The sequence below is a fragment of the Ruegeria hyattellae genome (assembly GCF_041537925.1).
GTDB lineage: Bacteria > Pseudomonadota > Alphaproteobacteria > Rhodobacterales > Rhodobacteraceae > Ruegeria_C.
This window is the reverse complement of record NZ_JBGOSH010000001.1, coordinates 416,672-435,254: the sequence shown is the minus strand read 5'-3', so window position 1 is coordinate 435,254 and position 18,583 is coordinate 416,672. Positions and strand designations below refer to the sequence as shown.

Sequence of the window (18,583 nt, the reverse complement as noted above, 5' to 3'; positions counted from 1 at the left end):
AGTTGACGGGTAAGTGACATGTCCAATCAAACGCAGCGCGATCAGATGACCAAAGGTGCCGGTTTCATTGCCGCGCTGGACCAGAGCGGGGGATCGACCCCGAAAGCGCTGGCGCTCTACGGGGTGGATGCGGCGCAATACGGCTCGGAGGAAGAGATGTTCGACGAGATTCAGCGGATGCGCGCGCGGATCATTCTGGCCAATGACTTCACCCGTGAAAAGGTGATCGGCGCGATCCTGTTCGAACGGACCCTGGGCGAAGAGATCGATGGCCGCAAGGTTGCGGAATACATGTGGTCCGAGCGTGGCGTGGTGCCGTTTCTGAAGATCGACAAGGGGTTGGAAGATCAGGCCAACGGCGTTCAGATGATGAAACCGATCCCCGGTCTGGCTGATACACTGGCCAAGGCCGCGCCGCTGGGCGTGTTTGGTACCAAGGAACGCTCGGTGATCCACGAGGCAAACGCCGACGGCATCGCCGGTGTGGTGGCCCAGCAGTTCGAGGTCGGGCGCACGGTGCTGGGTGCCGGGATGGTGCCGATCATCGAGCCTGAAGTGAACATCCATTCTGAGAGCAAGGCCGAGGCCGAAGATATCCTGAAAGTGGAACTGCTAAAAAACCTTGATGCGCTGGGTGAAGGTCAGGAAGTGATGCTCAAGCTGACCCTGCCGAGCAAGGCCAACCTCTATGCCGAGGTGGCCGCGCATCCCCGTGTGCTACGGGTGGTGGCGCTGTCGGGGGGATACTCGACCGATGAAGCCTGTGCGCTGCTGGACCAGAATGACAACATGATCGCGTCCTTTTCGCGGGCGCTTGCCGAAGGGTTGTCCAAGCAGATGTCGGATGAAGAATTCAACGCCGCGCTCGGTAGCAATATCGACAAGATTTACCGCGCTTCGGTCTGAGCCGGGGCAAAGGCGCTTCGTAAGGCCTTAAGCAGTTCGCAAAACGCTTGAACCGCGCCCATCGGGCGCGGTTTTTTCAGCTCGGTTTGATAAACGAAAGCCGTTTTGAGGCGGCTTTTTCCCGCATCACGCAACCCTCGGCGTGATCGTTGACCAGGCCCATTGCCTGCATAAACGCATATACCGTGGTGGGGCCGACAAATTTCCATCCCCGTTTGCGCAGATCCTTCGACAACGCATGTGACTCGGGCGATGTGGAGGCGGTTTGCGGTTCGGGCAGGCAGGCCGGGTCGGGCTCGAAGCTCCAGACATGGGCGGCGAGTGAGCCCTGTTCGGCGATCAATTCCTGCGCACGGGCGGCATTGTTGATCACTGCCTCGATCTTGCCGCGATGGCGGACGATCCCCTTGTCCCCGAGCAAACGCGCGACATCACCCTCGTCAAATGCGGCCATCGCGTCGATATCGAACCCGGCAAAAGCTGCGCGAAAGTTCTCGCGCTTGGCCAGAATGGTGCGCCAGCTCAGCCCCGACTGGAAGCTTTCAAGGCAGAGCTTTTCAAATAGCCGCTGATCATTTGCCACCGGATAGCCCCATTCGCGATCGTGATAGTCAAAGAATTCCGGCGCGGACTGGCACCATTTGCAGCGGGGCTGGCCGTCGGGGCCGGGGATCGTCTGTGTCATGTGCGGTGCTCAATCTCTTGAAGAGGGGCAGGCGGTCGGACTTCCGGTGCGGTAGGTGCCTGCGAGGTTCTTTCTGGGCTTACTGCCGATCACGGTACCAGGCCAGAACATAAAGGCGGATGGCTGATGCCAGGCCGGTTTCGGGGTTTCTATCTGCATCAATTTCTGATGCCAAAACATTGATCGGAATATTCTTTTCTTGCGCAATGTCGCGAAAGGCCTGCCAGAATGCATCCTCCAGCGAGACCGAGGTGCGATGGCCCTGCAATGTCAGCGATCGCTTGACGGGACGCGGATTCATTCCTTGATCTCGTGGCCGTCCAGATCGCGGCGGGCCTTGTCCTCACGGGCGCGGGTCAGGTCCTTTTCGGTCTTGCTGCGGCCGAACCGGGCGGCATTGACCTCGGCACGGGACTTTTTCGCAGTCCGTTCAGCGGCTTTGCGGGCGCGGCGCAGATTGATCACTTTGGCCATGTCGATACCGGAGACGGGTCTGGGTCGCCCTAGATCCTATGCGAGGCTGCGCGGTCTGTACAGAAGGCCTGATGCCCCAGCAGCGCAGCCTCGCGTACGCTGATGGTCGGGTAGGCGTTATAGCTGTCAGGCGCGCCATCCAGGCTGAACTGCGGGAAAAGCGTGTTGAACTCTTCTCTTGCGGCTTGCGGCAATACGCGCAGTGCCCAGGCACCAGGCACGAAGCTCTCCGACTCGAGCCCGTCGGCGAAGATGATCTGGTGGTCATCGAACATCAGGTGAATGTACTCGACCTCTTCCACTGTCTCATCCACGCGAATGGTGGTGCCATTGGTCAGCCCTTTGGCCGGGGCCAGCACCGCTCCGGTCCCGAACAACAATTCATTGCTTGCGGCGTTTACCAAGACCCGGTGTTGCGGCGACAGTCGCATTGGTCGTTCCGGCTGCAACGGTCCCAGTGCGTGTGGCTCAAACAGAATCGGGCGCAGCGCGGGCGCCTGTTCCAGTTCGGTGCGGTCGAGCTTGCGGCGTGCGATCCAGCGCAGTGGCTGATAGCCATTGTCCCGGGTTCGGATACGCGTGCCCGGCGTCAGCGCATCGGCTCGGCAGGGACCGGAAGCAGTGTCGATCAGGCAATCCGCGCTGAAACAGATCGCGCCCTCAATCGTGGGATAATCCGGTGCGTTGCCCGCAACTGTGTTGGAGGTTGTGAACGTGTAGGTCACGCCAGGCGTGAGCGGCACGGATGGCAGATACCCGACGAGAATTCCGTTGCCGGAATTTGAGGCGGGGTTCGAGTCGATTTCGATCTGATAGAGTGTTATCGGGTCTTCGCCCGGTGCGGTCAGTGCAAATTGCTGTTCCGAATAGACCGTGACTGCAGGGCCACCGATGACCGTGCCGTCCGCCAAGACCGCCGTGCCGAACTGGTTGGTGTCATTGCCATCTTCGTTGCGGAAGCGGTCGCCGTTAAAGACGTCGTCATCGTCATCCACCGTCAGGATCACATCATTGTCGCCGGTGTATCCCCCGACAAGAGCGACGGTGTTTCCGGCGAAGACAAGATCGGTCGGCGTATAGAGTTCATAGGTCGTTACTGGCATCACATTTACTCGTCAAACAGAACTAGGTGGACAAACGGAACAAGGTCGTCGTTTCAGGACGATAGCACCAAATTACCGCTAAAATGTGGTACAGAAAGCGGAAATCAGGCAGTTTCAGGGCAGATTACGAAAGGTTTACCGTTCCGCCGCGCCGATCACGCCCTTGTGGAAAGACCCGGTACGCCCGGGCCTTTCGCATGCAGGCTTACGCCTCGGGGCCGATCATCTGCTCGGGGCGGACAACCGCGTCAAAGGTGGCCTCGTCAACAAAGCCAAGCGCGATCGCCTCTTCCTTGAGGGTCGTGCCGTTCTTATGCGCCGTCTTGGCCACTTTGGTGGCGTTGTCATAGCCGATCGTGGGGGCCAGCGCGGTGACCAGCATCAGGCTTTCCTTCATCAGCTTGTCGATGCGGGGTTCGTTGGCCTGAATGCCGTTGAGCATCCGCTCGGTGAAGCTGTCGGTGGCGTCGCCCAGAAGCTGAATGGATTGCAACAGGTTATAGGACATCATCGGATTGTAGACGTTCAGTTCGAAATGCCCCTGGCTGCCTGCAAACTTGATGGCCGCATCATTGCCCATCACATGGGCCGCCACCTGTGTCAGCGCCTCGGCCTGAGTCGGGTTCACTTTGCCGGGCATGATCGATGAACCGGGCTCGTTTTCCGGCAGGATCAGCTCACCCAGCCCCGAGCGGGGCCCGGAGCCCAAAAAGCGGATGTCATTGGCGATCTTGTAGCAAGAGCCCGCGACCGTTGCCAAAGCGCCCGACAGGAAGACCATGGCGTCATGGGCCGCCAGCGCTTCGAACTTGTTGGGGGCGGTGACGAAGGGCAGGCCGGTAATCTCGGCCATGTTGGCCGCAACGGTTTCGCCCCAGCCAACCTTGGTGTTCAGCCCGGTTCCCACGGCTGTGCCACCTTGCGCCAGTTCGTAAATGCCCGGCATCGCCGCTTCGACCCGGGCGATTCCCTGGCGGATCTGATGCGCGTAGCCGCCGAATTCCTGGCCCAGTGTCAGCGGTGTGGCATCCTGCGTATGGGTGCGGCCGATCTTGATGATGTCGCGGAACTCTTCCGATTTATTTTCAAGGCTTTCGGCGAGCTTCTTCAACCCCGGCAGCAGCACGTCGCGCACGCTCATCGCGGTGGCGATATGCATGGCGGTGGGGAAGGTATCGTTCGAGCTCTGCCCCATATTGCAGTGATCGTTGGGATGCACGGGGTCCTTGGATCCGATCACGCCGCCAAGGATTTCGATGGCGCGGTTGGCGATCACCTCATTGGAGTTCATGTTCGATTGCGTGCCCGAGCCGGTCTGCCAAACGACCAGCGGGAAGTTGTCGTCGAACTTACCCTCGATCACCTCTCCGGCGGCCTGAATGATGGCATCACCCCGCGTCGCGTCCAGATTGCCGCTGGCTTTGTTGGCCATGGCGCAGGCCTGTTTGATCACGCCAAGCGCCCGCACGATGGCGGTGGGCTGCTTTTCCCAGCCGATAGGGAAATTCATGATCGACCGCTGCGTCTGCGCGCCCCAGTACTTGTCTGCAGGAACCTCCAGCGGGCCAAAGCTGTCGGTTTCGGTGCGCGTTTGAGACATCTCGTCACTCCGTCTTGTATGCCGTTGCATGCCGTGTACCCGGCCCAAAGGCCAAAAACAACGGGTCAATCGCGCGCACCATAGGTGCAACCCCGACCGAGGTACAGGTGGGTTCGGGCGCGGAATAAGCCAATTTCACGCGGCTTTCGATTGCCGCAGACGCGCAGACCGCTAAGATGAAACAGTGACCGATCGGAGGACCGTCATGCGTTCAGCTGCTATTACCCGAATGAAATCTCTGGCGGTTTCGGTGCTTGTTGGGCTGATCCTGCTTGCGCGCGCCGCCGCTGCGGCGGATGTTGCCGATTTCGTGGGCGACTACACCGGATCGGCCGAGATGCTCCGCTCCGACGGCACACTGGAGGCGCGCGACATGAGCGTGTCGATCTCTGAAACCCGCAACGGCTTTAACGTGAGCTGGACGACTGTCGCCTTTAAACATGATGGCCGGGTCAAGGAGCAGGCCTTTTCCATCGATTTCATCCCGACCGACCGCAGTGACGTCTTTTCCGCCGCCATGAAACGCAACGTGTTCGGCCATGAGGTGCAGCTTGACCCCATGAAGGGCGAGCCCTTTGTCTGGGGCCGCATCTGGGGCGACACCTTGACGATCTATTCGCTGTTCATCGATGACGAGGGCGGCTATGAAATGCAGCAATTCGACCGGACGCTGACCAAGGACGGGCTGGACCTGAACTTTTCGCGGGTGCGCGAGGGGGTGCCCGAGCGATCAATCAACACCATGCTGAAAAAGAAATAGCGCGGCGCGCCGTCACTTGCGGAAACTGTCCAGCGAGACAATCTCGGCATCCGGCTTGGCCTCGCTCTCTTCCACCTCTTCGACAGCGTCGGGGGCGATCGTGATCTCGCCATCCTGTTCTTCTTCGTCCTCATCGGAGGGCGATTCGAAACGCAAGCCAAACTCCACCGACGGATCGACAAAGGTCTTGATGGCGTCATAGGGGATATAAAGCGGCTCGGGCGAGTCGCCGAAATTCAGTGTCACGCCAAACCCGTCATCGCCCACCAGCAGGTTTTCGTACCAATGCTGCATGACCACGGTCATTTCACCGGGGTAGCGGTCGCTCAGCCAGTCGGCCAGTTGCGCGTCGGGATGGGTGGTGTCGAAGGTGATGAAGAAGTGGTGCGCGCCGGGCAGGCCGCGCTCTGCAACATCCTGCAGCACCGATTTAATGAGGCCGCGCATGGCGGTGTGCATCAGGTTTCCATAGTCAATGGATTGCGACATGTTTCATTCCCGAATGGTGTTACGCCCAACATACGGGATTCGGAGGGAAACAAAAGGGCAGGAGCGCCAATAACGCGTCAAACAAAGTGGCTTGCGGCCCCAGCCAGCGCGAGCATTACCAGCGTGCGTCCCAACCCCTGTTTCAGAGCCCACATCACGACCATCGCCGCGCAGATCATCGCTGCCGCGCGCGGGTTGAAGCTTGCGAGATCGGGCAAGGGCAGGCGGAGCACGCCCGACGCTTGCTGAGTGACAGTTCCGAAGAGCACGTGCAGCGCAAACCAGATGGACAGGTTCAGGATCACGCCGACCACCGCCGCGCTGATGGCGCGCAACGCCGCCGCGAGCCGGGGCTGCGCGGCGATCCGATCCAGATAGGGGGCTGCCAGGAAAATCCACAGGAAACACGGCGTGAACGTGGCCCAGAGCGCAACCAGCCCGGCCGCCAGCGCCAGCCCGGCACCGCTCTGGATCTGCCCAGTCAGCATAGCGACGAACTGGGTGACCAGGATCAACGGGCCGGGCGTGGTCTCGGCCAGCCCCAGCGCGTCGATCATCTGAGCGGTGGTGATCCAGTTATGCTCCTGCACCACGGCCTGGGTCATGTACGCCAACACGGCATAGGCCCCGCCAAAGGTGACCACCGCGAGCTTCGCGAAGAACCAGCCGATCTCGGCCAGAAGGGTTTGACCACTGAGGCTGAGGGCGATCAGCGGCAATAGCCAGATCGCCGACCACGTCAGAACGGTCCGAAGCGGGCGTGCCCTTGGCCTGTGCGGAGGGTCGGGCAGGGGGTCGGCCCTGGCGGTCAGCAGCCCCCAGCAGGCGGCGGTGGCGATGATCAGCGGAAAGGGCAGGTTGAGCGCAAAGAGCGCCACAAAACCGAGGCCGGCGATGATGTAATCGGCTTTGCCCGACAGCGCCCGCCGCGCCAGATTGCGGAGCGCCTGCAGCACGATCACCACCACCGCCGCCTTGACCCCCAAAAAGACCGACTGCACCAGCGGCAGATCGCCGTAAGCCGCGTAAAGCCCGACCAGACAGGCAATGATGACGGCCCCCGGCAGCACGAAAAGCAGCCCGGCAAGCAGCCCACCCGGTACGCCGCGCAACCTCCAGCCGCAATAGGTGGCAAGCTGCATCGCTTCGGGCCCCGGCAACAGCATGCAAAGCGAGAGCGCGCGCAGAAAGCTGCGCTCTTCCAGCCAGGGGCGCTCCTCGACCAGTTCGCGCTCCATCAGCGCGATCTGTGCTGCCGGACCCCCGAAGGAGAGCAACCCGATGCGGCCAAAGACACGGGTCATCTCGACAATTGAGGGTGGTGTCATGACCGGCGATCCGCGGCGTGTTCGTGGATTTCGGCATGACCATCGCGCGCCCAACGGTAGAGCGCGTCGTAAAGCGCCATGCCCGCCTCGAGCTGCTGGTGATCGTCTCGATACTGGCGCGATAGGCCCACCGACAAGGCCAGCAGCCCGGCTGCCTCGGGCGCGAGGTCGTGTTGGTTGGTGTCGGCCCCGCGCACCACGGTTGCGAGGCGGTCCAGCGCCTCGGTGTGCAGCTGAAATTCGTCCAGCATGGTGTCGAAGGTGCAATTGTGGCCGCGATGGCCCCAGAACGCGCCCTCGACGTCAAACGGAGTCGCGTTATAGCGTTCGGCAACACCGGCGACCTCGGCGGGGGCCACGAACAGGAACCGCGCCTGTGCGTCGACGAATCGGCGGATTAGCCAAGGGCAGGCAATGCGGTCGATCTTGGGGCGATGACGTGTCACCCAGAGCGCGCTGCCATCCACCGGTGCCGGAAGTTTCCCGGCCGGAAGGCGCGGAGCGTCGTCGTGATCGCGCCAGGCGAACATGCCACCCTTGAGGTATTCGGCCGCCAGCCCGTCATTGCGCAGCCAGGCCGCCAGCCCCTGGCTTAGCTTCAGACCTTTCTGGCAGACGATGATGCAGGCGCGTCCATTCAGGCGGCGTTTCAACCCCTCGATGTCATTGTGATTGTGACGGATCGCACCCGGGATCAGGAACGGATCGGCCTCGAAATCCGGGTCGATGCAGATATCCACCACAACCGGTGCCTGCGGTGTGCCGATCAGGCGCAGCATTTGCGGGACGGTGATCTCATTGGGTGCAGCCATGGCATGAATCCTTGCGGTTCTGGAAACATGCGAAACTTGAGCTGACGCCTCACGGGGCGTTCGCTTGCCCCCTGCGCATAGCAAAAGGCAATCCGGTCGTCCTTGTCAAGCGATCCGCCCGCTGCTGCCTCGGTCTCAGGCCCAGTCGAGTTGCTGGCCGGTCATGCAGACCGGCAGCGTGTCGGCTGGAAACTGTCCCAATTGTTCGAACAGAGAGACGAAGTCGAACTGGTTATAGGCCTCGACCACCTTGTCGTCCTTGAACCGCGCCATCACCTGACCGGTCACTTCGATCGGAGCACCATTGTCGGCCCGCGAGGTATTCACATGCAGGATCGCCGCCACCCAGTCGCCGTTTTCGATTGTCTTGGGCATGTCCACGCGAATCTCTCCGACATGGAAGCGGAACGCGGTAACCAGATCGCGGAAATCGTCGGCCCCCACCTGCATCTCGGGAATGATCCCTTCGGCCGCGGTTTCGGGGGCGAAAAACCGCTCGATCGCATCCAGATCGCCCTGCACCCAGACCTGATCATACCATTGCTTCAAAATATCTGATTTTGTCATCTTCACCTCCAGCGCGCTGTCACTCTGAAACCAAGTGGTGAACAAAATCTGAATCGGGGCGCAGTTTTTGCGCCCGGGGGTCAATATGTATGTGGAAATGCAGGTTTCTGTTGCCAGGTACCTGCGAACCCCGCCTTACGCGGCTAGGCGCAAGGACTTAAGTTTCGGTCTGGTTACTGCTTACGCAGCAACGGCAACCGGAGCACGATTGTCATTTGCAATTGTACTTTTCGGGCCGATACGGTGGCACCCCGCCGAGACAAAGCTAACCCCTTTAGACGTCCGTCGATCCTATTTCGACCCCATGATCCCCAAATGAAGGATGTTGGTGGAGTCGCCGGGTACCGCCCCCGGGTCCGATCCGTTTATTACGAGCGCGTTTATGTCCATAGTTCCCGAGGGAACAGAGTGAATATAAGCGCATGCCCCGGGGATGCAAACCCCTCAGATGACGGAGTGCGCCGGAAAATTCGGGTATGGCGTGCCGGGACTCTCGACTTTGTGATCTGCGCACCTATGAGGCGAATCGGGGCCATTTTGGTGTTGCCAAGAACAATAAGGTCAACTCTGGATAGATTGTTGCCCAGATGTCACCAAATTGCGATCAAACTCTGATGCTCAACCTATGCGCTCTTTTTCCAGGGCGTATTTGCGGTTACTGTCTTGTGGCCGGTAAGTCTAAGGGGGACGAGGTCCATGGTCTTGCCGTGTCGCGGTGCGACGCGGCGGCACAGTCCTGACCGGCAAACCAAGTCAAGACCTGGCCTGCGCTGGCTTTGCCGCGCAGGTCGTTCTTTGTTGCCTCTTGGTTGTCGGGACCGCATGGCGCCGGCGATCTTGCGATCGCCGGTTCTCCGTGCCGGTTTATACGGCATAGGCGCTGTCGAAAAAGGTGCGCTCCAGCGTAACGGCGCGGGTGAAAATCCGGGTGACCTCGGCCTGTGCTTCGGGTGACAGAAAGGGCCAGACCTTGTCCAGCTGATCGCGCAGATATTCCACGACCGCCTCGAACCCGTCGCCCGCATGCAGGGTGATCCATTCTGCGAACCAGAAGGGCAGGTCAGCGGCGGGCGGGTTCACCGGCGTCGCCCAGTCCAGATAGATCCATTCCGCGACAACCAGCACTGCTAGCATGTTCTCGTACTTGCCCGAGGCGGCGGCCTCAGCCATCAATTCCTGAAAGGCGCGGGTTACCGGGGCGGGATCAGTGCTGGGGTTGACGCCCATAGCGTCCAAACTGCGTAGGAAATAGGTGTTCTCGGGGCCGGTGATGACAGCCAGGAACTGCGCCGCCGGAACCGAATCGGCCAGGCTGGGGGCATGGGCGATGGCGCTGGCCAGCAGGCGCACGAACCCGTCCACGAACTGGTAATCCTGCTGCAGATACCAGCGCATCTTGTCCAGCGGCAACGAGCCATCGGCCAGGTCGCGGCAAAACGCATGGGTGGTTGCGGCCTGCCAATCCTCGGCCACATTCTGTCGCAACTGCTCGGTGGGGCGCATGTCCTGTCTCCGCTACTGGATCGCTCAAGCGAGACAATGCGGATTCTCAGCGCGTGTTCAACCGTTTGCCTTGGCCGTGCGCGCAGCCATGACGTCGCCGGCAAGGGTGCGGGTATAGTCCTCGAGCCGGACAAGCACGCTGTCGGCAGTCTGCGCGTCGCCCGCTTCGACCGCATCGGCCAGCTCGGTGTGCAGCGCCACGATGGCCTCGCGCGAGCGGGCGGTGAATGTGATCATGTTCATCAGCGGCTGCATCGCCTCGACCGCACCGGCCAGCTGATAGGACAGCACCGGGTTGCCTGCACCGTCCACCAGCGCCCGGTGAAAGGCCACATCCGAGGCGCAGAAGGCTTCATCGGTCAGGCCGGGTTGTTGCTGTCGGTGGATCTCGGCCCGCATGGTGGCCAGGTGGTCGGCGGTGCGGCGCAGTGCCGAGAGCGGCGAACAGGCCCGTTCCAGCGCAAACCGCGCCTCGCAGGCGGTGTCGAAACTGACCGCGTTCATGCTGAGCAGCAGGGTCGAGGTGGTGATCTGCTGGGCATAGGCGTTTTCGAAGCTCAGCCGGTTGACGAAGGCGCCGCCGCTGGCCCCGCGCTGGGTGCGGATCAGCGATTGCGCGGCCAGCCGTTTCAGCGCCTCGCGTACCGTCGGGCGCGACACGTCGAAATGGTCGGCCAGTTCTGCCTCTGACGGCAAGCGCTCATCCACGATCAGATCACCGCCGATGATCGCATCGCGGATCGCACCTGCGATCTGGGCAGAAAGGTCGGCGGGGTTGCTGGGATCAATTTTCATCACTTTGACTCAGATTTTAATTGTCTGACATTTAAAAGTCTGACATTTGAATTGCAAGAACCGAGTCAGGGAGACGCAGGTGTCTGTCGGATCATTTCGCACCATTTTGTGGCTGGGCTTTTATGGCCTGATCCTGTGGGCATGGTGGTTTCTATACACGATGAGCCAGGCGATGGATCTGGACCTTATTGGGCGTCCCGGACCGATGGGGCAGGCGATGGCCGCGATGGACCCGCGCATGGACATGTACATGCCCATGGCCGAGTTCGGGCCGCTGTTCTGGATGTGGGCGGTGATGATGGCGGCGATGATGCTGCCGACGCTGGTGCCGACCCTGCGCAGCTACGAGGACCTGATGATCAGCGCCGATGGCACGCGGGCCGGATGGCTGGGCGTTGTGTCGGGCTATTTGCTGGTCTGGATCGGGTTTGCTGCGCTGATTACCGGCGTGCAGCTGGCGCTGCTTTTCGGCGGCGGGGTCGACATGCTGGGCATCGCGAAATCGCCGCTGCTGGCGGGCGGTTTGCTGATCGCGGTCGGCGCCTTTCAGTTCACCCGCGCCAAAGAGGTCTGCCATGGTGTGTGTCACGCGCCGATGATGTATTTCCTGGGCCATTGGCGGGTTGGCTTTGCGGGCGGGTTGCGCATGGGTCTGGGCCTGGGCGCGTTCTGCGTCGGGTGTTGCTGGGGTTTCATGGCGCTTGGCTTTGTCGGCGGGGTCATGAGCCTGTTGTGGATGGGGCTCGCCACGCTGTTCATGGTTTTGGAAAAACTGCCGCAGATCGGCCATGTGGTGACGCGTCCCATGGGCGTGGCGCTGATCGCGGGCGGTCTTGCACTTCTCATCTATCCCGTCATGTTCGGAGGATAACCTTATGGCAAAAAACAGAAAACCGGATGCTGACCGACTGCCGATCAGCCAGCGCATCGACAGCCGGATGCCAAACCCGAAACGGCGCGAAATGTCGCCGACCGATTGGGTGATCAAGGGCGAGTTGATCCTGAACTGCTCCTGCGACGTGTTCTGCCCCTGCGTGGTTTCGTTGGGCGCACATCCCCCGACCGAGGGCCATTGCCACGCCTGGATGGGCATCATCATCGACGAGGGCCATTACGAGGGCGAGGACCTGTCGGGTCTCAATGTCGGCTTGCTGGTCGATATTCCCGGCCGCATGGGCGAGGGCCAGTGGAAAGTGGCGGCCTATGTGGACGAGCGCGCCAGCGGCAAGGCCTATAACGGCATCCTGCAGATATTCAGCGGTCAGGCGGGCGGCACGACGGGCCTCTTCACCATGCTGGTCAGCGAGATCATCGGGGCCGAACGCGCACCCGTCGAGATCGAGCGCGACGGAACCAAGCGCCGGATCATGATCGGGCGCAAGATCCAGGGCGAAATCGAGATGCTGGCGGGCAAGGATGCCGAGCATCCGGTGATGGTGACCAACTCGAAATACTGGATGGGACCGGACATCATCGTGGCCAAGGGCACCAAATCCCGGGTGCGCGACTATGGCCGGGTCTGGGATTTCAGCGGCAAATCGGCCGAGATCTGTCCGATCGACTGGCACGGGCCAAAGTGATGATTACCGGTGATTATGCCCGTCAGATGGCGCGGTACGGTCATTGGCAGAACACCCAGCTCTCGGGGTTTCTGCAAACCTTGCCGCAAGACGAGCTGAGGCGGGATCGCGGGGCGTTCTTTGGTTCGATCATGGGCACGGCGAACCATCTGCTCTGGGGCGACTGGATCTGGATTTCGCGCTTCGACAAAGGGTCGGGGCCGGGCGGGGGTATTCCCGAAAGCGTCTCGCTCTGTGCCGATCTGGCGGCGTGGCTGCCCTTGCGCGAGCAGATCGACGCGCGCATTGCCGACTGGGCAGAGGGCCTGCCGGACGGGCTGCTGAGCGGGCCGTTCTCGTGGTATTCGGCGGCGAAAGAGGCCGAAGTGGTCAAACCCTATGCCCAATGCGTCATCCACATGTTCAACCACCAGACTCATCATCGCGGCCAGTTGCACCAGATGCTGACCGAGACCGGCTCGGACGCCCCGGTGAGCGATCTGGTGTTTCTGCCGGAGGATGTCTGAATGACCCTTCTGTCGATGTCGCGGCGTTTGCGCAGAACGCCATTCTCGGACGGCGTCGAGGCCGCGGGGGTCAAGGCGTATACGGTCTATAACCGGATGCTGCTGCCCACACTCTTTGAAAGCGTCGAGGCTGATTGTCACCACCTGAAGACCCATGTGCAGGTCTGGGATGTGTCCTGCGAGAGGCAGGTCGAGTTGCGCGGACCCGATGCCGCGCGGCTGATGCAGATGCTGACCCCGCGCGACCTGCGCGGTATGCTGCCGGGGCAGTGCTATTACGTGCCCATTGTCGATGAAACCGGTGGCATGCTGAATGACCCAGTGGCGGTGAAATTGTCCGAAGACCGCTGGTGGGTGTCCATTGCGGACAGCGATCTGCTTCTTTGGGTCAAGGGCTTGGCCAATGGCTACCGGCTGGATGTGCTGGTGGACGAGCCCGATGTCTCACCCCTGGCGGTACAGGGCCCGAAGGCCGAGGACCTGATGGCGCGGGTCTTCGGAGACCGGATACGCGATATTCGGTTCTTTCGCTTTGACATGTTCCAGTTCGAAGGCCGCGATCTGGCGGTTGCGCGGTCGGGGTATTCCAAACAGGGCGGGTTCGAGATCTATGTCGAGGGCAGCGAGGTCGGAATGCCGCTGTGGAACGCGCTGTTCGCAGCTGGCGAGGATCTGCACGTCCGGGCCGGGTGCCCGAACCTGATCGAGCGGATCGAGAGCGGGTTGTTGTCCTATGGCAATGACATGACCGATGACAACACGCCGCATGAATGCGGGTTGGGCCGGTTCTGCAACACCCATACCGCAATTGGATGTGTTGGCCGCGATGCGCTGTTGCGGGTGGCCAAGGAAGGACCGGTGCAGCAGATCCGGCCCATCGCCATCGCAGGCGATCCGGTGCCGCCCTGCGACCGCCCATGGCCTGCCTATGCGGCGGGCAACCGGGTGGGGCAGGTGACATCCTCGGTCTGGTCACCGGAGTTCGGGACCAATGTCTCGATCGGAATGCTGCGGCTAAGCCATTGGGATGCGGGCACCGTGTTGGAGGTTGAAACACCGGACGGGATGCGCCGGGCTCAAGTGCAGGCGGGGTTCTGGCGCTGAGCGGGCCGGGAGCGTCGCGCCCATCGCTGCGAGACTCCCGCGAGGAATTTGGAAACAGAAGAATGATCTGGGACAAGTGCGTCCCCAAAAGGAGTGAAGAGATGTTCAATGCGCTGGTAATGGAAAAGGACGAGGCGACCGGCAAGGCTGCCCCGGTTCTGAAGCAGATCTCGGAGAGCGACTTGCCCGAGGGCGAGGTCACGGTGGCAGTGGAGTATTCCACGGTCAACTACAAGGACGGGCTGTGCCTGTCTTCGCACGGCGGCGGGCTGGTGCGGAGATACCCGCATGTGCCGGGGATCGATTTTGCCGGCACGGTCGAGGCGTCCTCGGATGCGCGCTACAAGCCGGGCGACAAGGTGGTGCTGACCGGCTGGCGCGTGGGCGAGGCCCATTGGGGCGGCTATGCCCAGAAGGCCCATGTGCGGGCCGACTGGCTGGTGCCCTTGCCCGACGGGCTGAGCACGCGGCAGGCGATGGCGGTGGGCACCGCGGGGCTGACCGCGATGCTGTCGGTGATGGCGCTGGAGGATCACGGGCTTGCGTCGGCACATGGCCCGGTGCTGGTGACCGGAGCGGCGGGCGGTGTCGGCTCGGTGGCCACCGCAATACTGGCGCAACTGGGCCATGAGGTGGCGGCGGTCACCGGGCGACCCGAGAGTGCCGAGTACCTGACCGGGCTTGGCGCGACGCAGATCGTCGCCCGTGAAGAGTTGAACGAGACGGTCAAGCGGCCGCTGGAAAGCGAGAACTGGGCTGGCTGTGTTGACGCAGTTGGTGGGGCGATGCTGGCCCGCGTGCTGGGGCAAATGAAATATGGTGCCTCGGTTGCGGCGGTGGGGCTGGCAGGCGGAGCGAACCTGCCTGCGACGGTCATTCCCTTCCTGCTGCGCGGCGTGAACCTGCTGGGGATCGACTCGGTCATGCAGCCTTATGACAACCGGCTGCGGGCCTGGCAGCGCATCGCCTCCGACCTGCCCATGGACAAGCTGGAGGCGATGGTGCGACCCGCAACACTCGGCGATCTGCCGCAGCTGGGGGCGGATATCCTGGCCGGGCAAGTGCAGGGCCGCGTGGTGGTGGACGTGAATACCTGACCGAGCGGGTCAGGCGGCGAGCCCCTCGTAGAAGCCAAGCGAATTGCCGTCCGGATCAGTGGCGTAGAAGAAGCGCCCGCCGGGAAGGTCGATCGGCTCGGAGGTCACGCGGCCTCCGGCCTCGAAAACGCGATCCATGACCTCGGCCAGAGTGCCATCGGCGGCCAGATGCAGCGTCGGGCCGCGCCCGTCGCCTGCCGGTTTGCCGGGATAGAGGTTCAGCGCCACGCCTGCACTGGCATCCTTGGGTTTGAACACGACCATCGGATTGGGGCCGCCCTCGTCAATCTCAAGCGCGGCACCGGTCACCCGGCTGTAGAAGGCAACCGCCTTGTTAAGGTCGCTGACCGGCAACTCGCCCCAGACCAGAAAATCCTTGGGTTGAAAGCTCATTTCATTTGCTCCTGTGTTTAAGGGATAGGGGCAGAGTGACATGACCTGATGTCAGAAACTGTCATCAGCATTTCTATTGACCCCGCTGCCCGCGATCTGCATCCATTCCCGAAACCAACCCCGGAGCAGACATGGCCCTAGATATCGATTTCGTGCGCGCGCAGTTTCCTGCCTTTGACGAGCCCTCGCTGCAGGGACAGGCGTTTTTTGAGAATGCGGGCGGGTCTTATACCTGTCGCCAGGTGATCGACCGGCTGACGCGTTATTACACCCAACGCAAGGTGCAGCCCTATGCCGCTTATGACGCCAGTCGACTGGCGGGCGAGGAGATGGACGAGGCGCGGGCGCGCATGGCCGCGCTGCTGGGGGTCGAAACGGATGAGCTGAGCTTTGGCCCGTCGACCACGCAGAACACCTATGTGCTGGCGCAAGCCGTGCGTAAGTGGATGAAGCCGGGCGAGGCCATAGTGGTCACCGATCAGGACCACGAGGCCAATAGCGGGCCGTGGCGGCGACTGGCCGAGGAGGGGATCGAGATTCGCGAATGGCGGATCGACCCCGAAACCGGGCGTCTGGACCCCGCGAAGCTGGAGAACCTGCTGGACGAAAAGGTACGACTGGTCTGTTTCCCGCATTGCTCGAACGTGGTGGCTGAAATCAACCCGGTGACCGAGATCACCGCGATTGCCCATGCAGCGGGGGCGTTTGTCTGTGTCGACGGCGTTTCCTACGCGCCGCATGGCTTTCCTGATGTGGGCGCGCTGGGACCGGATATTTACTTGTTTTCCAGCTACAAGACCTATGGCCCGCATCAGGGCTGCATGGTGATCCGGCGCGCCTTGGGCGAGATGCTTCCCAATCAGGCGCATTATTTCAACGCCGACGTGCTTTACAAACGCTTCACCCCTGCCGGACCGGATCACGCGCAGGTCGCGGCCTGCGCCGGGATGGCCGACTACGTGGATGTGCTGTGCGACCATCATGGCGGGCCGGGTGAGGGTGCTGCCGCGCGGGGCGCGTTTGTGCATGACCTGATGCGGGACCACGAGGTCACGCTGCTGCAACCGTTGCTGGATGCGGTAAAAGACCGAAATGCGGTGCGCCTGTTGGGGCCGGATCGGGCCGAGCATCGCGCACCCACCGTAGCGCTGTCGCTGGGCCGACCTGCTGCGCCGGTTGCAGCAGAGTTGAAACAAAATGGAATCATGGCCGATGGCGGAGATTTCTACGCGGTGCGGCCCTTGGCCGGGATGGGCATTGACCCGACGCAGGGTGTGTTGCGGGTGAGCTTCACGCATTACACCTCGAAACAGGAACTTGACCAATTGATCGAGGCGCTTGATCGCGTTTTGTGATCCACTCGCAAACCTCCGCCGTATGTGAATGTAAACAGGCGGGGGCATGATGGACGGGCCGGGTTCACCGATTATATTCTGGTTCAGGCGCGATTTGCGGCTGGCCGACCATCAGGGCCTCTTCGAGGCCTGCCGCAGCGGGCGGCCGATCCTGCCGGTGTTTATCGCAGATGATTCCGTTTCCGGGTTAGGAGCTGCCCCAAAATGGCGGCTCGGGTTGGGTCTGGAGGTGTTTTCGCAAGCTCTGGCGGCACGGGGCAGCCGGTTGATCCTGCGCCGTGGCCCTGCGGCGCAGGTGCTGCGCGATTTGCGGGATGAGACCGGTGCCGGCGCAGTCTGGTGGTCGCGACTCTATGATCCGCAGGCGAGGGCGCGCGACAGTGCGATCAAGGCGGATCTGAAGGCGCAGGGGGTCGACGCGCGCTCTTTCGCCGGGCATGTGCTGTTCGAGCCTTGGAGCGTCAGCACTGGGTCGGGTGGTTATTACAAGGTTTATTCTGCCATTTGGCGCGCGGTGCAAGGTCGAGAGGTCACCGCCGCCCTGCCGCCGCCCGCGCAGATACCACCCCCTGCGGCTTGGCCACGCTCGGACGACCTGCAGGCGTGGGGGCTTGGTGCCGTCATGAACCGGGGCGCGGGAGTGGTGCGAGCGCATGTGATCCCGGGCGAGGACGCGGCGCGGGCGCGGCTGGACGGTTTCGTCGAAACCGCCATAGACGATTACAAGGCGCTGCGCGATGTCCCTGCGCTTGATGCAACGTCCAGACTATCGGAGTATCTAAGCCTTGGGGAAATCAGCCCCCGGCTGCTCTGGCATGCGGGTCAGCGCGCACGGGGCGCGCAAAAGACCGGTGCCGAGCATTTCCTGAAAGAGGTGGTCTGGCGTGAATTTGCCTATCACCTGATGTACCATGCGCCGGATTTGCTGAGCGGCAACTGGAAAGAGGGCTGGGACAGATTTCCGTGGCGCGCCGTGGCGGATGCGCCCGAGGTGCTGGCATGGAAGCAGGGGCGCACCGGCATTCCCTTTGTCGACGCGGCCATGCGCGAACTTTACGTGACCGGGCGCATGCACAACCGCGCCCGGATGATCGTGGCAAGTTACCTGACCAAGCATCTGATGACACATTGGAAAATCGGCATGGACTGGTTCGCCGACTGTCTGGTGGACTGGGACCCCGCAGCCAACGCGATGGGCTGGCAATGGGTCGCGGGCACCGGCCCGGACGCTGCGCCCTATTTCCGGGTGTTCAACCCCGACCTGCAGCAGAAAAAGTTCGATCCTGACGGGGTTTACGTGGCGCGGTGGCTGGCCGAAGCGCAGGCCGACCCGCCCGAAACAGCGCTCAGTTATTTCCATGCGGTGCCGCGCGCATGGGGACTTGCCCCCGGTGACAGCTATCCCGACCCGGTCATGCCGCTGGATGTGGGGCGCAGGCGGGCCCTTGCGGCCTATCAACTCAGAAGTGTGTAATCGTGTTAAAACAAAAGCTTGCCTGAATACGGAACTCGAATTAGCCTTGTAA

The 18,583-nt window shown here is 61.9% G+C and carries 21 protein-coding genes and 1 other RNA gene; 9 read left to right on the top strand and 13 right to left on the bottom strand.

Annotated elements, in window-relative coordinates:
* The first annotated feature begins 18 nt into the window (after positions 1-18).
* Positions 19-906 (top strand): fructose bisphosphate aldolase, encoded by an 888-nt coding sequence (locus tag AB1E33_RS02115; RefSeq protein ID WP_372575598.1) that lies wholly within the window; start codon positions 19-21, stop codon positions 904-906.
* 76 nt (positions 907-982) lie between these two features.
* On the opposite strand, the gene AB1E33_RS02110 is transcribed toward AB1E33_RS02115, so the two are convergent.
* The 5 genes from AB1E33_RS02110 to fumC form a co-directional block, all read right to left on the bottom strand.
* Positions 983-1,591, bottom strand: a complete 609-nt coding sequence (locus AB1E33_RS02110) for a DNA-3-methyladenine glycosylase I (protein ID WP_372575597.1) — start codon at positions 1,589-1,591, stop codon at positions 983-985.
* A gap of 79 nt (positions 1,592-1,670) precedes the next feature.
* Entirely contained in the window at positions 1,671-1,892 is a 222-nt protein-coding gene (locus tag AB1E33_RS02105) for a ribbon-helix-helix domain-containing protein (RefSeq protein WP_372575596.1), read from the bottom strand.
* Positions 1,889-2,065 carry a DUF4169 family protein gene (locus AB1E33_RS02100; protein ID WP_372575595.1) on the bottom strand — a complete coding sequence of 59 codons (177 nt, stop codon included), beginning with the start codon at positions 2,063-2,065 and terminating at the stop codon, positions 1,889-1,891. Before AB1E33_RS02100 ends, AB1E33_RS02105 begins: the two co-directional genes overlap by 4 nt.
* A 29-nt stretch (positions 2,066-2,094) precedes the next feature.
* Positions 2,095-3,168: a Hint domain-containing protein gene (locus AB1E33_RS02095; protein ID WP_372575594.1), complete on the bottom strand. Its 1,074-nt coding sequence runs from the start codon at positions 3,166-3,168 to the stop codon at positions 2,095-2,097.
* Positions 3,169-3,373: 205 nt separating this feature from the next.
* Complete coding sequence (gene fumC, locus AB1E33_RS02090) at positions 3,374-4,768, bottom strand: class II fumarate hydratase (RefSeq protein ID WP_372575593.1); 1,395 nt, start codon at positions 4,766-4,768, stop codon at positions 3,374-3,376.
* A 205-nt stretch (positions 4,769-4,973) separates the two neighbouring features.
* Here fumC and AB1E33_RS02085 point away from each other — a divergent pair, with 205 nt between their 5' ends.
* Positions 4,974-5,528 carry a hypothetical protein gene (locus AB1E33_RS02085; RefSeq protein ID WP_372575592.1) on the top strand — a complete coding sequence of 185 codons (555 nt, stop codon included), beginning with the start codon at positions 4,974-4,976 and terminating at the stop codon, positions 5,526-5,528.
* Positions 5,529-5,540: 12 nt separating this feature from the next.
* On the opposite strand, the gene AB1E33_RS02080 is transcribed toward AB1E33_RS02085, so the two are convergent.
* The 7 genes from AB1E33_RS02080 to AB1E33_RS02050 form a co-directional block, all read right to left on the bottom strand.
* Entirely contained in the window at positions 5,541-6,017 is a 477-nt protein-coding gene (locus AB1E33_RS02080; RefSeq protein WP_372575591.1) for an SspB family protein, read from the bottom strand.
* Positions 6,018-6,094: 77 nt separating this feature from the next.
* Positions 6,095-7,345 carry a chromate efflux transporter gene (gene chrA, locus AB1E33_RS02075; RefSeq protein ID WP_372575590.1) on the bottom strand — a complete coding sequence of 417 codons (1,251 nt, stop codon included), beginning with the start codon at positions 7,343-7,345 and terminating at the stop codon, positions 6,095-6,097.
* Complete coding sequence (locus AB1E33_RS02070; protein ID WP_372575589.1) at positions 7,342-8,157, bottom strand: chromate resistance protein ChrB domain-containing protein; 816 nt, start codon at positions 8,155-8,157, stop codon at positions 7,342-7,344. The genes chrA and AB1E33_RS02070 overlap by 4 nt, the downstream gene beginning before the upstream one ends.
* A gap of 135 nt (positions 8,158-8,292) precedes the next feature.
* Complete coding sequence (locus AB1E33_RS02065; RefSeq protein WP_372575588.1) at positions 8,293-8,724, bottom strand: ester cyclase; 432 nt, start codon at positions 8,722-8,724, stop codon at positions 8,293-8,295.
* 96 nt (positions 8,725-8,820) lie between these two features.
* Positions 8,821-9,168: a transfer-messenger RNA gene (gene ssrA / locus AB1E33_RS02060) on the bottom strand.
* A gap of 420 nt (positions 9,169-9,588) precedes the next feature.
* On the bottom strand, positions 9,589-10,227 hold the full coding sequence (locus AB1E33_RS02055) for a TenA family protein (RefSeq protein ID WP_372575587.1): 639 nt from the start codon (positions 10,225-10,227) through the stop codon (positions 9,589-9,591).
* Between the two features lie 57 nt (positions 10,228-10,284).
* Positions 10,285-11,022 carry a FadR/GntR family transcriptional regulator gene (locus AB1E33_RS02050; protein WP_372575586.1) on the bottom strand — a complete coding sequence of 246 codons (738 nt, stop codon included), beginning with the start codon at positions 11,020-11,022 and terminating at the stop codon, positions 10,285-10,287.
* 79 nt (positions 11,023-11,101) lie between these two features.
* On the opposite strand from AB1E33_RS02050, the gene AB1E33_RS02045 reads away from it, so the two are divergent.
* The 5 genes from AB1E33_RS02045 (at position 11,102) to acuI (ending at position 15,309) form a co-directional block, all read left to right on the top strand.
* A complete protein-coding gene (locus AB1E33_RS02045) occupies positions 11,102-11,893 on the top strand; it encodes a DUF2182 domain-containing protein (protein WP_372575585.1) in 792 nt (263 codons plus the stop codon).
* A 4-nt stretch (positions 11,894-11,897) separates the two neighbouring features.
* The gene (locus AB1E33_RS02040; protein ID WP_372575584.1) at positions 11,898-12,602 is read left to right on the top strand and encodes a DUF1326 domain-containing protein; all 705 of its coding nucleotides are present in this window, start codon (positions 11,898-11,900) and stop codon (positions 12,600-12,602) included.
* On the top strand, positions 12,602-13,108 hold the full coding sequence (locus tag AB1E33_RS02035; RefSeq protein ID WP_372575583.1) for a DinB family protein: 507 nt from the start codon (positions 12,602-12,604) through the stop codon (positions 13,106-13,108). The genes AB1E33_RS02040 and AB1E33_RS02035 overlap by 1 nt, the downstream gene beginning before the upstream one ends.
* Positions 13,109-14,212 carry a dimethylsulfoniopropionate demethylase gene (locus AB1E33_RS02030; protein WP_372575582.1) on the top strand — a complete coding sequence of 368 codons (1,104 nt, stop codon included), beginning with the start codon at positions 13,109-13,111 and terminating at the stop codon, positions 14,210-14,212.
* Positions 14,213-14,313: 101 nt separating this feature from the next.
* On the top strand, positions 14,314-15,309 hold the full coding sequence (gene acuI / locus AB1E33_RS02025; RefSeq protein WP_372575952.1) for an acryloyl-CoA reductase: 996 nt from the start codon (positions 14,314-14,316) through the stop codon (positions 15,307-15,309).
* A gap of 9 nt (positions 15,310-15,318) precedes the next feature.
* Here acuI and AB1E33_RS02020 read toward each other — a convergent pair whose 3' ends face one another.
* A complete protein-coding gene (locus AB1E33_RS02020) occupies positions 15,319-15,702 on the bottom strand; it encodes a VOC family protein (RefSeq protein ID WP_372575581.1) in 384 nt (127 codons plus the stop codon).
* Between the two features lie 131 nt (positions 15,703-15,833).
* Here AB1E33_RS02020 and AB1E33_RS02015 point away from each other — a divergent pair, with 131 nt between their 5' ends.
* Positions 15,834-17,057, top strand: coding sequence for an aminotransferase class V-fold PLP-dependent enzyme (locus AB1E33_RS02015; RefSeq protein ID WP_372575580.1), 1,224 nt, complete (start codon positions 15,834-15,836; stop codon positions 17,055-17,057).
* 46 nt (positions 17,058-17,103) lie between these two features.
* Entirely contained in the window at positions 17,104-18,531 is a 1,428-nt protein-coding gene (locus AB1E33_RS02010; protein ID WP_372575579.1) for a cryptochrome/photolyase family protein, read from the top strand.
* Positions 18,532-18,583 lie beyond the last annotated feature (52 nt).

What these genes read in the sequence shown, in the direction of transcription:
- AB1E33_RS02040 (WP_372575584.1), top strand. Translation starts at nt 11,898, where the DNA reads ATGGCAAAAAACAGAAAACCGGATGCTGACCGACTGCCGATCAGCCAG.
- acuI (WP_372575952.1), top strand. Translation starts at nt 14,314, where the DNA reads ATGTTCAATGCGCTGGTAATGGAAAAGGACGAGGCGACCGGCAAGGCT.
- AB1E33_RS02110 (WP_372575597.1), bottom strand. Translation starts at nt 1,591, where the DNA reads ATGACACAGACGATCCCCGGCCCCGACGGCCAGCCCCGCTGCAAATGG.
- AB1E33_RS02035 (WP_372575583.1), top strand. Translation starts at nt 12,602, where the DNA reads ATGATTACCGGTGATTATGCCCGTCAGATGGCGCGGTACGGTCATTGG.
- AB1E33_RS02080 (WP_372575591.1), bottom strand. Translation starts at nt 6,017, where the DNA reads ATGTCGCAATCCATTGACTATGGAAACCTGATGCACACCGCCATGCGC.
- AB1E33_RS02115 (WP_372575598.1), top strand. Translation starts at nt 19, where the DNA reads ATGTCCAATCAAACGCAGCGCGATCAGATGACCAAAGGTGCCGGTTTC.
- AB1E33_RS02085 (WP_372575592.1), top strand. Translation starts at nt 4,974, where the DNA reads ATGCGTTCAGCTGCTATTACCCGAATGAAATCTCTGGCGGTTTCGGTG.
- AB1E33_RS02030 (WP_372575582.1), top strand. Translation starts at nt 13,109, where the DNA reads ATGACCCTTCTGTCGATGTCGCGGCGTTTGCGCAGAACGCCATTCTCG.
- AB1E33_RS02050 (WP_372575586.1), bottom strand. Translation starts at nt 11,022, where the DNA reads ATGAAAATTGATCCCAGCAACCCCGCCGACCTTTCTGCCCAGATCGCA.
- AB1E33_RS02105 (WP_372575596.1), bottom strand. Translation starts at nt 1,892, where the DNA reads ATGAATCCGCGTCCCGTCAAGCGATCGCTGACATTGCAGGGCCATCGC.
- AB1E33_RS02010 (WP_372575579.1), top strand. Translation starts at nt 17,104, where the DNA reads ATGATGGACGGGCCGGGTTCACCGATTATATTCTGGTTCAGGCGCGAT.
- AB1E33_RS02065 (WP_372575588.1), bottom strand. Translation starts at nt 8,724, where the DNA reads ATGACAAAATCAGATATTTTGAAGCAATGGTATGATCAGGTCTGGGTG.
- chrA (WP_372575590.1), bottom strand. Translation starts at nt 7,345, where the DNA reads ATGACACCACCCTCAATTGTCGAGATGACCCGTGTCTTTGGCCGCATC.
- AB1E33_RS02070 (WP_372575589.1), bottom strand. Translation starts at nt 8,157, where the DNA reads ATGGCTGCACCCAATGAGATCACCGTCCCGCAAATGCTGCGCCTGATC.
- AB1E33_RS02095 (WP_372575594.1), bottom strand. Translation starts at nt 3,168, where the DNA reads ATGCCAGTAACGACCTATGAACTCTATACGCCGACCGATCTTGTCTTC.
- AB1E33_RS02100 (WP_372575595.1), bottom strand. Translation starts at nt 2,065, where the DNA reads ATGGCCAAAGTGATCAATCTGCGCCGCGCCCGCAAAGCCGCTGAACGG.
- AB1E33_RS02055 (WP_372575587.1), bottom strand. Translation starts at nt 10,227, where the DNA reads ATGCGCCCCACCGAGCAGTTGCGACAGAATGTGGCCGAGGATTGGCAG.
- AB1E33_RS02020 (WP_372575581.1), bottom strand. Translation starts at nt 15,702, where the DNA reads ATGAGCTTTCAACCCAAGGATTTTCTGGTCTGGGGCGAGTTGCCGGTC.
- AB1E33_RS02015 (WP_372575580.1), top strand. Translation starts at nt 15,834, where the DNA reads ATGGCCCTAGATATCGATTTCGTGCGCGCGCAGTTTCCTGCCTTTGAC.
- fumC (WP_372575593.1), bottom strand. Translation starts at nt 4,768, where the DNA reads ATGTCTCAAACGCGCACCGAAACCGACAGCTTTGGCCCGCTGGAGGTT.